The organism is Cupriavidus sp. R6-3, assembly GCF_059772245.1.
The window spans coordinates 1-12,628 of sequence record NZ_JCBAJO010000142.1 but is presented as its reverse complement, the minus strand read 5'-3'; the positions used below and the strand labels follow the sequence as shown (position 1 = coordinate 12,628).

The following is a 12,628-nucleotide window of genomic DNA, read 5'->3' as shown; positions in this document are numbered from 1 at the left end:
GGCGACCACAATTGCAGCAGCCGAGCAGCCGAGCAGCCGAGCAGCCGAGCAGCCGAGCAGCCGAGCAGCCGAGCAGCCGAGCAGCGAGCAGCCGAGCAGCCGAGCAGCCGAGCAGCCGAGCAGCGAGCAGCGAGTAGCCGAGCGGCACAGGCCCAATAACGCCGCTGCAGTCCAATTCAGAGCGCTTTCCTCCTCACCGCAACTGCCGCACAATGCCGGCTTCGCGGCCGCGCCCTCAATCTCGAACCCAAAGTGACCACGCCATCCGACCATTCCTGGTACCTGTACCTGCTCGAATGCGCCGATGGCAGCCTCTATACCGGCATCACCACCGATGTCGCCCGCCGCTTCGCCCAGCATCAGGCCGGCACGGGCGCCCGCTATACGCGGTCGCGTAAACCGATTGCGATCGCCGCCCAGTTGCGCTGTGCCGATCGGGCGGAAGCATCGCGGCTGGAAGCCCTGGTCAAGCGTCTGCATGCCGCTCGAAAACGCGAGCTATGCGCGATGCTGCCGCAAGCCGAGATGCCGGCCTTGCTGGCATGGCTGCGCGAGGGCGGCCGCCCATCCGACACCGCGGCGTTGCCCTCGAAGTCCTGAATCAATCCTCAATCGAAGCGGCGTGGCGCAGTCAACGGTCCCGGTGGTGACAACCGGCCACCGATCCCGCAGACCCGGCCATCGGCTTCCGGCTATCGCTTTCCTTCCCTTAAGGCTGGTTTAAGTCTCGCCCCCTAGCATGTCCTCGTCGCGCCCGCCGTGGGCGCCGAACCAACGAGGAGAACCAGATGATTCGCCGAACTGTTGCTCGTACGGCCGTTGCCATTGCTGCCCTGGGCGTGTTGGCAGGCGGCTACAACTATCTCCAGAAGGAAGCGGTGTCATCGAGCTATGCCGCGCCGACCCCGGTGACCGCGCAGGTCGGCGCCACTCCCGCACGCGCGATGGCAACGCCGACCGACTTCTCCGGCATCGTCGACCGCTACGGTCCCGCGGTGGTGAATATCAGCGTGACCGCACGCGCGCAGCGCACCGCGGCGCAGCTGCCGCCGGGCATGGATCCGGACGATCCGATGTTCCAGTTCTTCAAGCGCTTCGGCATCCCGTTCCCGTATGGACCGCAGCCGGACCAGCCGCAACTCGCGCGTGGCCTGGGCTCCGGCTTTATCGTCAGTCCGGACGGCATGATCCTGACCAACGCGCACGTTGTCGACGGTGCGCAGGAAGTCGTCGTCAAGCTGACCGATCGCCGCGAGTTCAAGGCCAAGGTGCTCGGCGTCGACAAGCAGACCGACATCGCGGTGATCAAGATCGACGCGAAGGACCTGCCCACCGTGCAGCTGGGCGACCCGTCGCAGGTGCGCGTCGGCGAGCCGGTGGTGGCGATCGGTTCGCCGTACGGTTTCGAGAACACCGTGACCGCCGGCATCGTCAGCGCGAAGTCGCGCGCGCTGCCGGACGACACCTATGTCCCGTTCATCCAGACCGACGTCGCGGTCAATCCCGGCAACTCGGGCGGTCCGCTGTTCAATCAGCGCGGCGAAGTGATCGGCATCAATTCGCAGATCTACAGCCGGACCGGCGGTTATCAGGGCCTGTCGTTCGCCATCCCGATCGACGTGGCCACCAAGGTTCAGCAGCAGCTGGTCGCGCACGGCAAGGTGACGCGCGGACGCCTGGGTATCGGCGTGCAGGAGGTCAACCAGGCCCTGGCGCAGTCGTTCGGTTTGCCCAAGCCGGCGGGCGCCCTGGTCAATACGGTCGAGCCTGACGGCCCCGCGGCGAAAGCCGGCCTGAAGCCGGGAGATGTGATCGTGCAGATCGACGACGACCCGGTCGACCGCTCCACCGACCTGCCGGAGCACGTGGCCGACCTGAAGCCGGGTACCGAAACGAAGCTGAAGGTCGTGCGCGAGGGCAAGCCCGTCACGCTGACCGTCAAGGTCGGCGCGGCCAACGAGCAGACCGTCGCGCAGAAGAGCGATGGCGCCGAGTCCGGCGGCAAGCTCGGGCTTGCGGTGCGCCCGCTGTCGCCCGCGGAGCAGCGCGAGAGCGGCATCGCCGGCGGCCTGGTGGTGGAGGGCGCGTCGGGTCCCGCGGCACGCGTCGGCATTCAAGCCGGCGACGTGATCCTCGCCTTCAACGGGACGCCGATCAAGTCGGTCGAGCAATTGCGCACGATGGTGTCGAAGGCCGGCAAAGAGGTCGCACTGCTGGTGCAGCGTGACGACATGCAGCTGTTCGTGCCGATCGAATTGGGCTGATCGAATTGCGCCGATCGATCTCGCTGATCAAATCGCGCAGATCAAGTTGAGCTGACTGAAGGCGCGCAAGGCGTCGCGAGCGGGCATCGACAGGCCCGGGCGCGACGCTTTTTTTGTCGGTCAGCTCTCACGCCTCGACGTACACGTCGAGGTGTACCGCAGGTATACGGGCAGGTATACGCCCACGTATACGACCCCGTATACCTGCCGTATACGCGCCAACGTATACGGGAGGTATACGTATACGTACCCACCCGGAAAACGTTGCCCAGAGCGGTTTTCCGGGCTGCATAGCCACACAGGAACGCAATCACGGCGTATCATCACGACTGCGATGCATGACGAGGCATCGGTGCCATCGTCTTGTGGACTCGATCGAAAAGGAAGTCTATGCAGTTGGATCTCACGCGTGCATCTACGGTGACGGCGAACGACCGGGCGCGGCGCATGCCGCGCGCGACGCCGTCGCCCCGTCGTCGCAAGAAGGTAGAGGTCACCTACTGGGAGCGCGGCTATCGTTCCCACTACTACCGCAACGAGCGCGGCGACAAGCTGGGCGAAGTACATCTGTCCGAGCGCGGCGAAGTCCCCGTGGTCTATCGCTGGGCGGCCGGCAACTACTCGGGTGCCGAAGGCTCGCTGGCGCACGCGCGCATGCGCGTCGAAGAGACCGTGGGCTTCGGCATGCGGCAGCTGCCGCTGTTCTGACGACGGCAACGCCGCCGGACAACACCCTCACCTCGACCGCAGCCCCTGCTGCGGTCCCTCGCGGCGCGCTCAATCGAGCCGACGCTGCCACAGCATCGCCGCCGCCGCGCACAGCGCCAGCAGCGCGATCCAGCGATACAGATCCTCGCAAGCCATCAGCCTGGCCTGTTGATCGACCAGCCGCGCCAGCCATGTCAGCGCGAACTGATGCGCATGCGCGGCGTCGAGCCCGCGCGCGGCCAACGTGCCCTCCATCGTGCGCATCCATTGCTCTGTCTGCTCCGGCCGATTGCCGAGCGCGTCGACAATGCCCTGGTGGACCGCGAACTGCCGGTTCTGCAGCAGGATCGCGCCGAGCGCGGAAGCGAACGAGCTGGCGATCTGCCGCATCAGGTTCTTGCTGCGATAGCCGTGCGCAAAATCCTCGGCCGATAGCGGGCGAAACGTCAGACCCGCGATCGGGATGATCACCATCACGCCGAACAGGCCCTTGCCGACCAGGCCCCACGCGAGCGCGCCGACATCGGCATCGGGCGGCAAGCGCGAGAACCACCACGCCGCGCCGGCCATCACCAGCAGGCCCGCGGTCATCAGCGGCTTCTTGCGGGGCAGGCGCGAAGCGCTCTTCAGATAGATGGCGATGCCCACGAGGCTGACCGCGGCCGACAACGTGTTGAGCCAGCCGGTCGTCTGCAGCGGCAGCCCCAGCGCCTGTTCGGCATAGATCGGAAACAGGTAGCCGCTCAGGTTGTTGATCAGGTAGTAGACGAAATACATCGCCAGGCCGGTCAGGTAAACCGGATGGCGCAGGTTGCGCAGCGCCAGCAGCGGCTTGCCGTGATGCCACTGGTGCCAAAGGAACAGCGCCAGCAGCGCGGCGCCGCTGGCGGCGAGCGCGGCGAGCCGCAACGGGTGCGACAGCACATCGAAGCGCGCCTCGCTCAACGCGGCCTGCAGCGCAACGATGGCGACGCCGAACAGCAGCAGCGGGCCGATCGCGGGGGCCTGCGCGGCGTCGCGCGAGGGCTCCGCATCGGGCAACAGCCACCATGCAGCGAACGCAGCCAGCGCGGCGAAGGGCACCACGCCGAAGAACACGTCCTGCCAGACGCCATGCTCGATCAGCGCGGCGGCAAAGGCCGGGGCCAGCGTCGAGGCGCCGAAGATCCCCAGCATGAAGATGCGCAAGGCACGCGGCCGGTCGGCGGGGGAGAACATCAGATTGACCAGGATGCGGCAGCTGGTAAACAGCGCGCCTCCGCCGAGCCCCTGCAGCAGGCGCGCGGCGGCGAGCTGCGTCACCGAATGGCTGGCCGCGGCGGCCAGCGCCCCGGCAATGACCAGCAGCAGCGCGCCGGTCAGATAGCGGCGATAGCCGAAGCGCTGCGCCAGCCACGGCTGCTTCAGGATCGTCAGCATGCTGCCGACCGCGTAGGCTGCCTGCACCAGCGCGAAGCTGCGCGGATCGCCGTCGATGCCGCCGACGATATGGCTGGCGGCGAAGACGAACATGATGTTCTCGAGGAATTCGACGGCGGTGGCCAGCGCCAGCAGCAGCATCAGCAACGTCTGGCGTTGGCGGTGGCCGAGCAGTTGCGGATGCAGCCGCAGCCCGAGCCCCAGCCCCAATCGCAGCGGCAGCCGCAGCCGCAGCCGTAGCAGTACCCGTAATCGCAGCTGGAGCCCCAGCCGCCACCACAGCCGGCACCACAGCCGGCACCACAGCCGGCACCACAGCCGGCACCACAGCCGGCTGCGGCGCAGCCGCGTGGACCCGCGCGATACGACCTGCGCGCTCATGATTGCAGCGTGTCCAGATGCTGGTGCAGTTTCGCGAGCGCGCGCGTCGCGCCTGCCAGTCCCGTCTCGCCCAACGGGCCCCATGCTTCCCCGTACGCCGCATGCACGACCGGCGCGGCGCGCTCGACCAGGCTGCGCCCCGCCGCGGTCAGCCGCAGCTCGAGGCTGCGCCGGTCCTGCGTCGAGGCGCGGCGGCGCAGCAGGCCGCGCGCTTCGAGTCCGTCGAGCAGCCGCGTCATCTGTGTGCGGGTCGCATCCAGCGTGGTGCTCAGTTCCGACGGCATGCTCGGCTGGCCTTCGTCAGCGGCCAGCATGCTCAGGCACAGGTACTGCGACATGTCGAGATCGAAGGGAGCGAGCGCTTGATCGATATGCGCGCGCAGCAGCCGCGCCGTGCGCATCAGCAGCCGCGCGGCCATGATCAGGTCGCGCGGCGCCTCTGGATGGGCGGCGCAGAAGCGGTCGATGCGGTCTTCGAAGGACATGGTTCGATCCCGGGATATAGTTACAAACGTAATTATATCGAACGATATCAATTCTCGCCCTGATGCTGCCGATCCGGCCCCGATCCCCGCGCCGATCTCCAGCCCGGCGCCGGCATGCGCGCCAGGACAAGCTCCATCCCTAGGCCGCCCGCACACGCCGCGCCCGCTTCTGGCATCATCCGGTTATTGGCGCGCGAACCGTCCCCTTCGCGCCTTGCTGAACCCGCGGCAACGCTAATCGCCTCGCCGCCTTGCCCGTCCCGCTGTCGCCATGACGACCCCTGCCTCTCCCCAAGATCCCGAAGCCACCGGCGACGCCGCCGCACCGCCCGCCACGTCCTCCTTCGACGCACAAGAACTCGAAGCGCTCGCCGCGGCGTTTCACCGCGACGGCTTCGTGGTGTTGCGCGGCCTGGCGGAGCCCGCCCTGTGCGACGCGATGGAGCGCATCGCGCGAGCCCAGCTCGAGGCGGCGGTCGAGCCAGTCGAATACGAGGCCGAACTGGGCTATCCGGGGGCGCCCCGCAGCCGTGACGCTGCGGGCGGTGCGACCGTGCGCCGCCTGCGCCAGGCCTATGACCGCGACCCGGTGTTCCAGCAATGGGCGACCGATCCGCGCGTGGCCACGCTGGTCACCGCGCTGCTCGGCGAGCCGGCGCAGCTGACGCTGGCCCACCACAACTGCGTGATGACCAAGCATCCGACCTATGGCAGCCAGACCGGCTGGCATCGCGACACGCGCTACTGGTCGTTCGCCAGTCCCGAACTGGTGACGGTGTGGCTGGCATTGGGCAACGAGGACGAGCGCAACGGCGCGCTGCGCGTGATACCCGGCTCCCATCGCGTTGCGCTGGAACCGGGGCAGCTCGATGCCGCGGAGTTTCTGGTCGACAGCCATCCGGCCAGCGCGGCGCTGCTGGCGGGGGCGACGCCGCTGTCATTGCAGCGCGGCGACGTGCTGTTCTTCGACAGCCGGCTGTTCCATAGCGCGGGGCAGAACCTGTCCGACGCGGTCAAGCTGTCGGTCGCCTTCGCCTACCTGGGCCTGAGCAACCGGCCGCTGCCCGGCACGCGGTCAGCGCAGCACGGCATGGTCCAGCTGCCGGGCCCGATGGCCAGTTGAAGCGCTGAAGCGCGGAAGCGCGAAAGCGCGGAAGCGCGGAAGAAAACCGGGGAAGGCGCAGCCCTCAGGCCCGCAGGACCACGTGCGCGGCCCTCGGGTGCGTGGCCCTCGGTGCGCGGCCCTCGGGTGCGTGGCCCTCGGTGCGCGGCCCTCGGGTGCGTGGCCCTCGGTGCGCGGCCCTCGGGTGCGTGGCCCTCGGCGCGCAGCCCTCGGATTCGCGGCCCTCGGTGCGCAGCCCTCGGATTCGCAACCCTCAGGTGCGCAGGCTGACCAGGTTGGTAATCTTCTCGGACGCTTCCAGCAGCGGCGGCAGGAAACGGCGCACCATTTCCTCGGCGCTGGTGCGGTTGGCCTGGCCGCTGATATTCATCGCGGCAATGACCTGGCCGGCCCGATTGCGGATCGGCGCCGACAGCGACACCAGTCCTTCCTCCAGCTCCTGATCGTTCTGCGCCCATCCCTGTGCGCGGATGCGCGCGATGATCGCCTTCAGCTCGTCGATATCGGTGACCGTGCGCTGCGTGCGCTTGCGCAGATCGCTGGCGTGCAGCACGCGGTCCAGCTCCGTGTCGGACAGCCCGGCCAGCAGCACGCGGCCCATCGACGAGCAATAGGCGGGCAGCCGGCTGCCGATCGACAGATTGATCGTCATGATCTTGCGCGCGGGCACGCGCAGCACGTAGACGATCTCGGTCCCGTCCAGCACCGACACCGAGCAGCTCTCGTGCACCTGCTGCGACAGCGCCTCCATGATCGGCTCGGCCAGGTTCCAGAACGGCATCGACGTCAGATAGGCGAAGCCGAGGTCGAGAATCTTCGGCGTCAGCCGGAACAGCCGGCCGTCGGCCTCGACGTAGCCCAGGCCCACCAGCGTCAGCAGGATGCGCCGCGCGCCGGCACGCGTCAGGCCGCTGGCCTGCGCGATTTCGGTCAGGGTCTGGGCGGGACGCTGCGCGTTGAAGGCGCGGATCACCGACAGCCCGCGTGCGAAGGACTGGACGTAGCTGTCGCTGGGCTTCTCGGCAGTGCCGGTGTTGCCGGTGTTGCCGGCATTTCCGGCGGCCTGGGCGGCGGACGGCTGGGAATCCTTGGAATCGTTCGGGGCGTGGCTGGCCATCGAGGTATACGGCTGGATGCCGAATGCGCACGGAAAGGCCGAAAGAGTAGTGGAAAAGGCCGCAAACCGCCAGAGGGGCATGCCGCAATGCCGCGTTGCGCGACGACCCCGAGGCAGGCACCGCCCGGCCGGGACCCGGGAGCCCCGGAGCCCCGGAGACCCGGAGACCCGGAGACCCGGAGACCCGGAGACCCGGAGACCCGGAGACCCGGAGACCCGGGAGCCCCGGAGCCCCGGAGACCCGGAGACCCAGAGACCCAGAGACCCAGAGACCCAGAGACCCAGAGACCCAGAGACCCAGGGAACCGGAGACCCGGAGAACCAGAGAACCGGCGATCGGGCACCTCGAAGCCCGGCGGCCCGAATGAGAACCCTCAGCGGAAGCTCTTCTGCACCAGCACGAACGCCGCGATCAGCACGCAGACCAGCGCGAAGCCGTGCAGCAGGTCCATGCCCGCCAGCAAGGTGGCCTGGCGGTCCACCTCCTGCGACAACTGCGCCAGGTCCAGGGCCGACAGCCCGCCGCCCTGCTGCAGGGCGGGCTCGAAGCGCGTCACGTGTTCGACCAGATGGGTGCGGTGCGTGGCCGCGCCTTCCTGCATCCACATGCTGGCCAGCCCGGTGCCCGTCGCCGAGGCGATCTGCTTGCAGACGTTCTTGAACTGGTAGGCGTGGGCGAAGTCCTCGACCGGCAGATCGAGGTAGGTCATCGAGGCGACCTGGATCATCAGCAGCACCGGCGTCAGCCCCTCCAGCAGCACCACCGGCACCAGCGCGTAGTCGGGCGCGCCGGGCATCAGCCGCTGCGACAGCAGCATCGCGGCGCAGGCGTAAACCACCAGGCCGGCCGCGATCACCCGCCGCTTGCGGAACACCATCGCCATGCACAGGGTCAGCACCACCGCGCCGATCGCCGACACGGTGCCGCTGACCGACAGCAGCATGCTGGTGGTGCGAAAGGTCAGGCCCAGCCCGCTCTGCGTCAGCGTCGGCAGCAGATAGGCCCAGATCGCCGACAACAGGTAGTACAGCGTGTAGAAGCCCAGGCCATACAGATAGCGCCGGCCGAGCAGCCGCGACGGGTCGATCCATGGGTCCTGATGCCGGTGCAGGCGCCAGGCGCAGAACAGCAGCAGCGCCAGCCCGGCCGCGGCCATCAGCGGCATGTGGGGCGTGCTGAAGAAGCGCGTGTAGCGCATCTCCTGCAGCGTGTGCAGCAGCACCAGCGCGCCGGCCGCGGCGCTGAGCGCGGCGGGCCAGTCCAGCGTCGATACCGGCGGATGCGGGTCGCGGGGGCCGCGGCGGGGGTAGGTCAGCGCCACCAGCGCCAGCACCGGCAGCGCGATCACGGCCTGGAACAGGAAGACCGCGCGCCAGCCGATCTCGTCGAGGAAGATGCCGGTCAGCCAGGGCGTCACCGCCAGCAGCCCGAACGAACCCAGGCCGAAACGCAGCAGCAGCGGGGCGCGCTCGGCCGGCGCCGTCAGCAGCTGCACCAGGATGCGCGAGGCCGCGAACAGGCCGCCGGCGCCCAGGCCCTCGACCGTCTTGCCGACGATCAGGCCCGTCGGCGAGCCGGCCTCCGCGCACAGGATCGCGCCGAGCACGAACACCACCAGCGACGCCATCGTGAAGCGCTTGTAGGTGATGCGCCGCGCGATCTGGTCGAGCAGCATGTTCATCAGCACGGCCGCCGCGGCATAGGCGCTGACCGCGTACAGGTAGTCGCTGGGCGTCGCGTTGACGCCGCCCTGGATGTGCTGGCTCGCTACCGCCATCATCAGCGTCGACGAGAAGTCGAGCCCGGTGACCAGTCCCAGCGTCAGGCCGAACGCCGACAGGCGCAGCGGTCCCATCTCGGGGTGAGAGGCGAGGCGCAGCGAAGGTGGCGGGGCGGGGTTCGGGGCGGGATTCGGCGCGGGATGGCCGGCCGGCAGCGGTTGGTGGGGCATGGGCGCCAGCTTAGCGACGCGCGCGTGCGGGAAAAACCGCCTGGGCTGGAAACTTCGTCCGGCTGCCGGAACAATCGGCGCGCGGCCGGATGGAATGCGTAGGGAACGTGCGGGGAGCCCGCAGGGAACGCGTAGAAGCGCATGAGCGCAGCGAGCGCGCGCGAAACGAGCAGGCAACGCGGGCCTCCCGGCATCTGCGTCCAACGCCCGCGCCTATGAAAAAACCGGCCCGCGGGCCGGTTTTCGCTGGCACGCCGGATGGCGCGCGCTGGCGTGCGGAGGCGTCAGGCGCCCTGGCCGAAATGGTCGCGACCGTCCGACACGTGGTCGGCGCGGGCGCCGTCCGTGTACGCGTCGACGCTGCGGGCGCCATCGGTGTAGGCGTCCACCGTGCGGGCGCCGTCGCTGTACGGGTCGGCCTTGCCGACGTGCATCGAGGCGCCTTCGAGGCGCAGCACGTCGCGATCGAGCGTGGTGGCGTGCAGCGCGGTGGCGGACAGGGACAGGCCGGCGGCGCAGAGCAGCGCGAAGGCCAGGCGACGGGGTTGTGCAAGAGTCTTCATGGTTCTTTTTCCTTTGATCAAAGCCGCGTGGCCGGCATCAAGCCGACCACACCGCCCGAATCTACGCCCGTCGATTGCGTGGAAAAAGAGGCCTTGCAGCAACACACTGTTCAGGCAGGCGCACAATGGCGGGGAACCATTGGCAGGACTACCTACAGGGAACCACCGGCAGGGAACCACCCGCAGGGAACCAACGGCGGGTAACCAACGGCAGGGCTACACCGGTCCGGCAGCGCTGGAGCATCCTGGCTCAAAGCAGATGCCGCAGGCCGAACAGATTGACGCTCAGGCCGGCGATCACCATCAGCAGCACCTGGGCAAGGATGAACAGCACCAGCGGCGAGATATCGAAGCCGCCCAGGCGCGGGATCACGCGGCGGATCGGATCGAGCAGCGGATCGGTCAACTGCTGGATCACCGGGGTGATCGGCGAGTGCGGGTTGACCCAGGACAGGATCGCCATCAGCAGCGTGACCCACATCACCAGGCTGATGCCCCACTTGAGCACGTTGAGCACCGCGATGCCCAGCACGGCGGGCAGCAGGCCGAGCGGGTTGCCGGCGGTCAGGCCGATCACGGCGAGCAGGAACACCACGGCGGTCAGCCAGGCCGCGACCACGGTGGCCCAGTCGATGCCGCCGACGCCCGGAATGATTCGCCGCAGCGGCCGCACCAGCCAGTCCGTGACCTGGAACACGGCGTGCGAGATCGGATTGCGCGCCGGCAAGCGCGTCAGTTGCATCCACAGCCGCAGCAGCAGCGCCATGCCGAAGAGCGTGAAAACGGTATCGAGCAGAAAGATGGCGATTTGCGAGAGCATCGGAATTCCGTGGTCGTGGCGCAGGTGTCTGCGGACGCACAGATTCTGCCATACCCGGGATGCCCCGCGTAGCGCAACGGTGGCCGCGGCCACGGACGCATGCCGGTGCGCCGCACGCTGCCTGACCGCCTTGCCGCGCACCTATAATGACGGCCGACTCCAGATTGCGGCCGCGCTGCCACGCCGGCCGCGCCATCGCACGCCATGACCCAGCCCCGTTCACCGAGCGCCACCGAGCTTGCCAAGCAGGACTTCGAGGCGCTGTCCGACTTCCGCTACCAGTTGCGGCGCTTCATGCGGTTTTCCGAAGACGCCGTGCGCGAGGAGGGCCTGACCGTGCAGCAGTATCTGCTGCTGCTGCATATCCGCGGCTTCCCCGGGCGCGACTGGGCCTCGATCGGCGAACTGGCCGAGCGGCTGCAGGCCAAGCAGCACGGCGTGGTCGCGCTGGTCAATCGCTGCGAGGCGGCCGGGCTGGTCAAGCGCAAGACCAATGCGGCCGACCGCCGCGTGGTGCAGGTCCACCTGCAGCCCAAGGGCGAGCGTTGCCTGAACCGGCTGGCGCTGCTGCACCGGAGCGAACTCGAATCGCTGCGCCACACCTTCCGCATCTCGCGCCTGACAGCCTTCAACGACGACGGCGTGGCGCGCGGCTAGGGTTCGCCGTTTCAGGCTGGGCCATAGCCGCGCTAGGGGCGGCTCGCAGGCGAGGCAACCCGCGGGCGCAACCGGCCGGCGCGTCTTGCCAAAACGTCAGGCCGGCTGCGCCAGCGCCTGCGCGAGGAAGGTGAGCGCCCGGCCATGGGCCAGCACGGCCGAGGGCTGGTGATAAGAGCCACGTGCCCAGCAGTTGAAGCCGTGGTCCGCGCCCGGATACACATGGATCTCGGCGCGGGGATTGCCGGCCATCGCCGCACGGACCTGTTCGACCGCCTCGGGCGGGATATGGGCATCGCGTTCGCCATAGTGGAACTGGATCGGTACGCGCACCGCGCTGGCCTGGTCCAGCGCGCGCTGGATCCCGCCGCCGTAGTAGGGCACCGCCGCGTCGACCAGCCCGCGCGCCGCGCTCAGGTACGCCAGCAGCCCGCCAAAGCAGTACCCGACCGCGGCGATCTTGCCGTTCGGCCCAACCTGCGCGCGCAGGGCCTGCGCGGTCAGCGCGATATCGTCGAGCGCGAGATTCGGATCGGTGGCCTGCCGCAGCGCCAGCCCGCGCTCCATGTCGGCGCCGGCATAGCCCAGTTCGACGCGCGGCGCCTCGCGCCAGAACAGGTCCGGCGCCATCACCACGTAGCCGTCCAGCGCGTACTGGTCGGCCACCGCGCGGATATGTTCGTTGACGCCGAAGATCTCCTGGATCAGCACGATGCCCGGCGTGCCCGGGCGCGTGCCGCCGGGCGGCAGGCTCAGGTAGGCATCGAAGGCGTGGGCGTCAGTGCCGACGCGGATCCAGCGCCGACGCGCGTCGGCTGCGGCGCCGGTGGCAGTACCGGCTGCAGCGCCGGAGGCAGATTGAGTAGCGGCCATGGGTTTTCTCCATCGGTGGGCGGACAGGGTAAGGCAAGCCGCGCGGGCTTGCCAAGCGCGCCAGTCCGGCCCGCGCGCCGCCCGGACGTTGTCCCGCCACCCATGTAGGCGGATTCCGACAAGCGCCGGGGCCGGCGGAGGACGGCGGTTCCGTGCAGGGCTTGCCATACTGCTGGCGGAGGTCCGCGGACATCCTGGTCCCGCTGCGCCTCCTTCGTTCCGCAGGGATGTCGATGACCGCTGAAGACGCGCCTGAAGACCGGCAG

13 protein-coding genes are annotated in these 12,628 nt (G+C 68.9%); 5 read left to right on the top strand and 8 right to left on the bottom strand.

What is annotated here, in order from left to right:
* Positions 1-273, bottom strand: a 273-nt coding sequence (locus AC6EI8_RS18505; RefSeq protein ID WP_498382560.1) for a hypothetical protein, incomplete at its 3' end; no start/stop codon positions are given.
* On the opposite strand from AC6EI8_RS18505, the gene AC6EI8_RS18500 reads away from it, so the two are divergent.
* The 3 genes from AC6EI8_RS18500 to AC6EI8_RS18490 all read left to right on the top strand — a co-directional run bounded on the left by AC6EI8_RS18500 (position 253) and on the right by AC6EI8_RS18490 (position 2,972).
* Positions 253-600, top strand: coding sequence for a GIY-YIG nuclease family protein (locus AC6EI8_RS18500; protein WP_149320170.1), 348 nt, complete (start codon positions 253-255; stop codon positions 598-600). The genes AC6EI8_RS18505 and AC6EI8_RS18500 overlap by 21 nt on opposite strands.
* Positions 601-788: 188 nt before the next feature.
* Positions 789-2,264 (top strand): DegQ family serine endoprotease, encoded by a 1,476-nt coding sequence (locus AC6EI8_RS18495; protein ID WP_265635002.1) that lies wholly within the window; start codon positions 789-791, stop codon positions 2,262-2,264.
* Positions 2,265-2,654: 390 nt separating this feature from the next.
* Complete coding sequence (locus AC6EI8_RS18490) at positions 2,655-2,972, top strand: hypothetical protein (protein WP_149320172.1); 318 nt, start codon at positions 2,655-2,657, stop codon at positions 2,970-2,972.
* A 69-nt stretch (positions 2,973-3,041) separates the two neighbouring features.
* Here the strand turns inward: AC6EI8_RS18490 and AC6EI8_RS18485 are convergent, their stop codons facing one another.
* Positions 3,042-4,532, bottom strand: a complete 1,491-nt coding sequence (locus AC6EI8_RS18485) for an MFS transporter (RefSeq protein ID WP_498382561.1) — start codon at positions 4,530-4,532, stop codon at positions 3,042-3,044.
* 236 nt (positions 4,533-4,768) lie between these two features.
* Positions 4,769-5,257: a MarR family winged helix-turn-helix transcriptional regulator gene (locus tag AC6EI8_RS18480; RefSeq protein ID WP_265635000.1), complete on the bottom strand. Its 489-nt coding sequence runs from the start codon at positions 5,255-5,257 to the stop codon at positions 4,769-4,771.
* A gap of 271 nt (positions 5,258-5,528) precedes the next feature.
* Between AC6EI8_RS18480 and AC6EI8_RS18475 the strand changes: the two genes are divergently transcribed.
* Positions 5,529-6,380: a phytanoyl-CoA dioxygenase family protein gene (locus AC6EI8_RS18475; protein WP_265634998.1), complete on the top strand. Its 852-nt coding sequence runs from the start codon at positions 5,529-5,531 to the stop codon at positions 6,378-6,380.
* Between the two features lie 253 nt (positions 6,381-6,633).
* Here AC6EI8_RS18475 and AC6EI8_RS18470 read toward each other — a convergent pair whose 3' ends face one another.
* The 4 genes from AC6EI8_RS18470 to AC6EI8_RS18455 all read right to left on the bottom strand — a co-directional run bounded on the left by AC6EI8_RS18470 (position 6,634) and on the right by AC6EI8_RS18455 (position 10,832).
* Positions 6,634-7,497 (bottom strand): IclR family transcriptional regulator, encoded by an 864-nt coding sequence (locus AC6EI8_RS18470; RefSeq protein WP_226109536.1) that lies wholly within the window; start codon positions 7,495-7,497, stop codon positions 6,634-6,636.
* A gap of 374 nt (positions 7,498-7,871) precedes the next feature.
* Complete coding sequence (locus AC6EI8_RS18465) at positions 7,872-9,449, bottom strand: MFS transporter (protein WP_223819435.1); 1,578 nt, start codon at positions 9,447-9,449, stop codon at positions 7,872-7,874.
* Between the two features lie 284 nt (positions 9,450-9,733).
* On the bottom strand, positions 9,734-10,012 hold the full coding sequence (locus AC6EI8_RS18460; protein ID WP_498382559.1) for a hypothetical protein: 279 nt from the start codon (positions 10,010-10,012) through the stop codon (positions 9,734-9,736).
* Positions 10,013-10,262: 250 nt separating this feature from the next.
* Positions 10,263-10,832: a YggT family protein gene (locus tag AC6EI8_RS18455; RefSeq protein ID WP_149320178.1), complete on the bottom strand. Its 570-nt coding sequence runs from the start codon at positions 10,830-10,832 to the stop codon at positions 10,263-10,265.
* A 204-nt stretch (positions 10,833-11,036) separates the two neighbouring features.
* On the opposite strand from AC6EI8_RS18455, the gene AC6EI8_RS18450 reads away from it, so the two are divergent.
* Complete coding sequence (locus AC6EI8_RS18450; RefSeq protein WP_149320179.1) at positions 11,037-11,489, top strand: MarR family winged helix-turn-helix transcriptional regulator; 453 nt, start codon at positions 11,037-11,039, stop codon at positions 11,487-11,489.
* Positions 11,490-11,585: 96 nt separating this feature from the next.
* Here AC6EI8_RS18450 and AC6EI8_RS18445 read toward each other — a convergent pair whose 3' ends face one another.
* Positions 11,586-12,362 carry a dienelactone hydrolase family protein gene (locus AC6EI8_RS18445; RefSeq protein WP_498382558.1) on the bottom strand — a complete coding sequence of 259 codons (777 nt, stop codon included), beginning with the start codon at positions 12,360-12,362 and terminating at the stop codon, positions 11,586-11,588.
* Between the last annotated feature and the right edge of the window lie 266 nt (positions 12,363-12,628).

Excerpts from the sequence above, each read along its gene's own strand:
- AC6EI8_RS18495 (WP_265635002.1), top strand. The coding sequence starts at position 789 with ATGATTCGCCGAACTGTTGCTCGTACGGCCGTTGCCATTGCTGCCCTG.
- AC6EI8_RS18490 (WP_149320172.1), top strand. The coding sequence starts at position 2,655 with ATGCAGTTGGATCTCACGCGTGCATCTACGGTGACGGCGAACGACCGG.
- AC6EI8_RS18485 (WP_498382561.1), bottom strand. The coding sequence starts at position 4,532 with ATGCTGCTGCTGGCGCTGGCCACCGCCGTCGAATTCCTCGAGAACATC.
- AC6EI8_RS18480 (WP_265635000.1), bottom strand. The coding sequence starts at position 5,257 with ATGTCCTTCGAAGACCGCATCGACCGCTTCTGCGCCGCCCATCCAGAG.
- AC6EI8_RS18475 (WP_265634998.1), top strand. The coding sequence starts at position 5,529 with ATGACGACCCCTGCCTCTCCCCAAGATCCCGAAGCCACCGGCGACGCC.
- AC6EI8_RS18470 (WP_226109536.1), bottom strand. The coding sequence starts at position 7,497 with ATGGCCAGCCACGCCCCGAACGATTCCAAGGATTCCCAGCCGTCCGCC.
- AC6EI8_RS18465 (WP_223819435.1), bottom strand. The coding sequence starts at position 9,449 with ATGCCCCACCAACCGCTGCCGGCCGGCCATCCCGCGCCGAATCCCGCC.
- AC6EI8_RS18460 (WP_498382559.1), bottom strand. The coding sequence starts at position 10,012 with ATGAAGACTCTTGCACAACCCCGTCGCCTGGCCTTCGCGCTGCTCTGC.
- AC6EI8_RS18455 (WP_149320178.1), bottom strand. The coding sequence starts at position 10,832 with ATGCTCTCGCAAATCGCCATCTTTCTGCTCGATACCGTTTTCACGCTC.
- AC6EI8_RS18450 (WP_149320179.1), top strand. The coding sequence starts at position 11,037 with ATGACCCAGCCCCGTTCACCGAGCGCCACCGAGCTTGCCAAGCAGGAC.
- AC6EI8_RS18445 (WP_498382558.1), bottom strand. The coding sequence starts at position 12,362 with ATGGCCGCTACTCAATCTGCCTCCGGCGCTGCAGCCGGTACTGCCACC.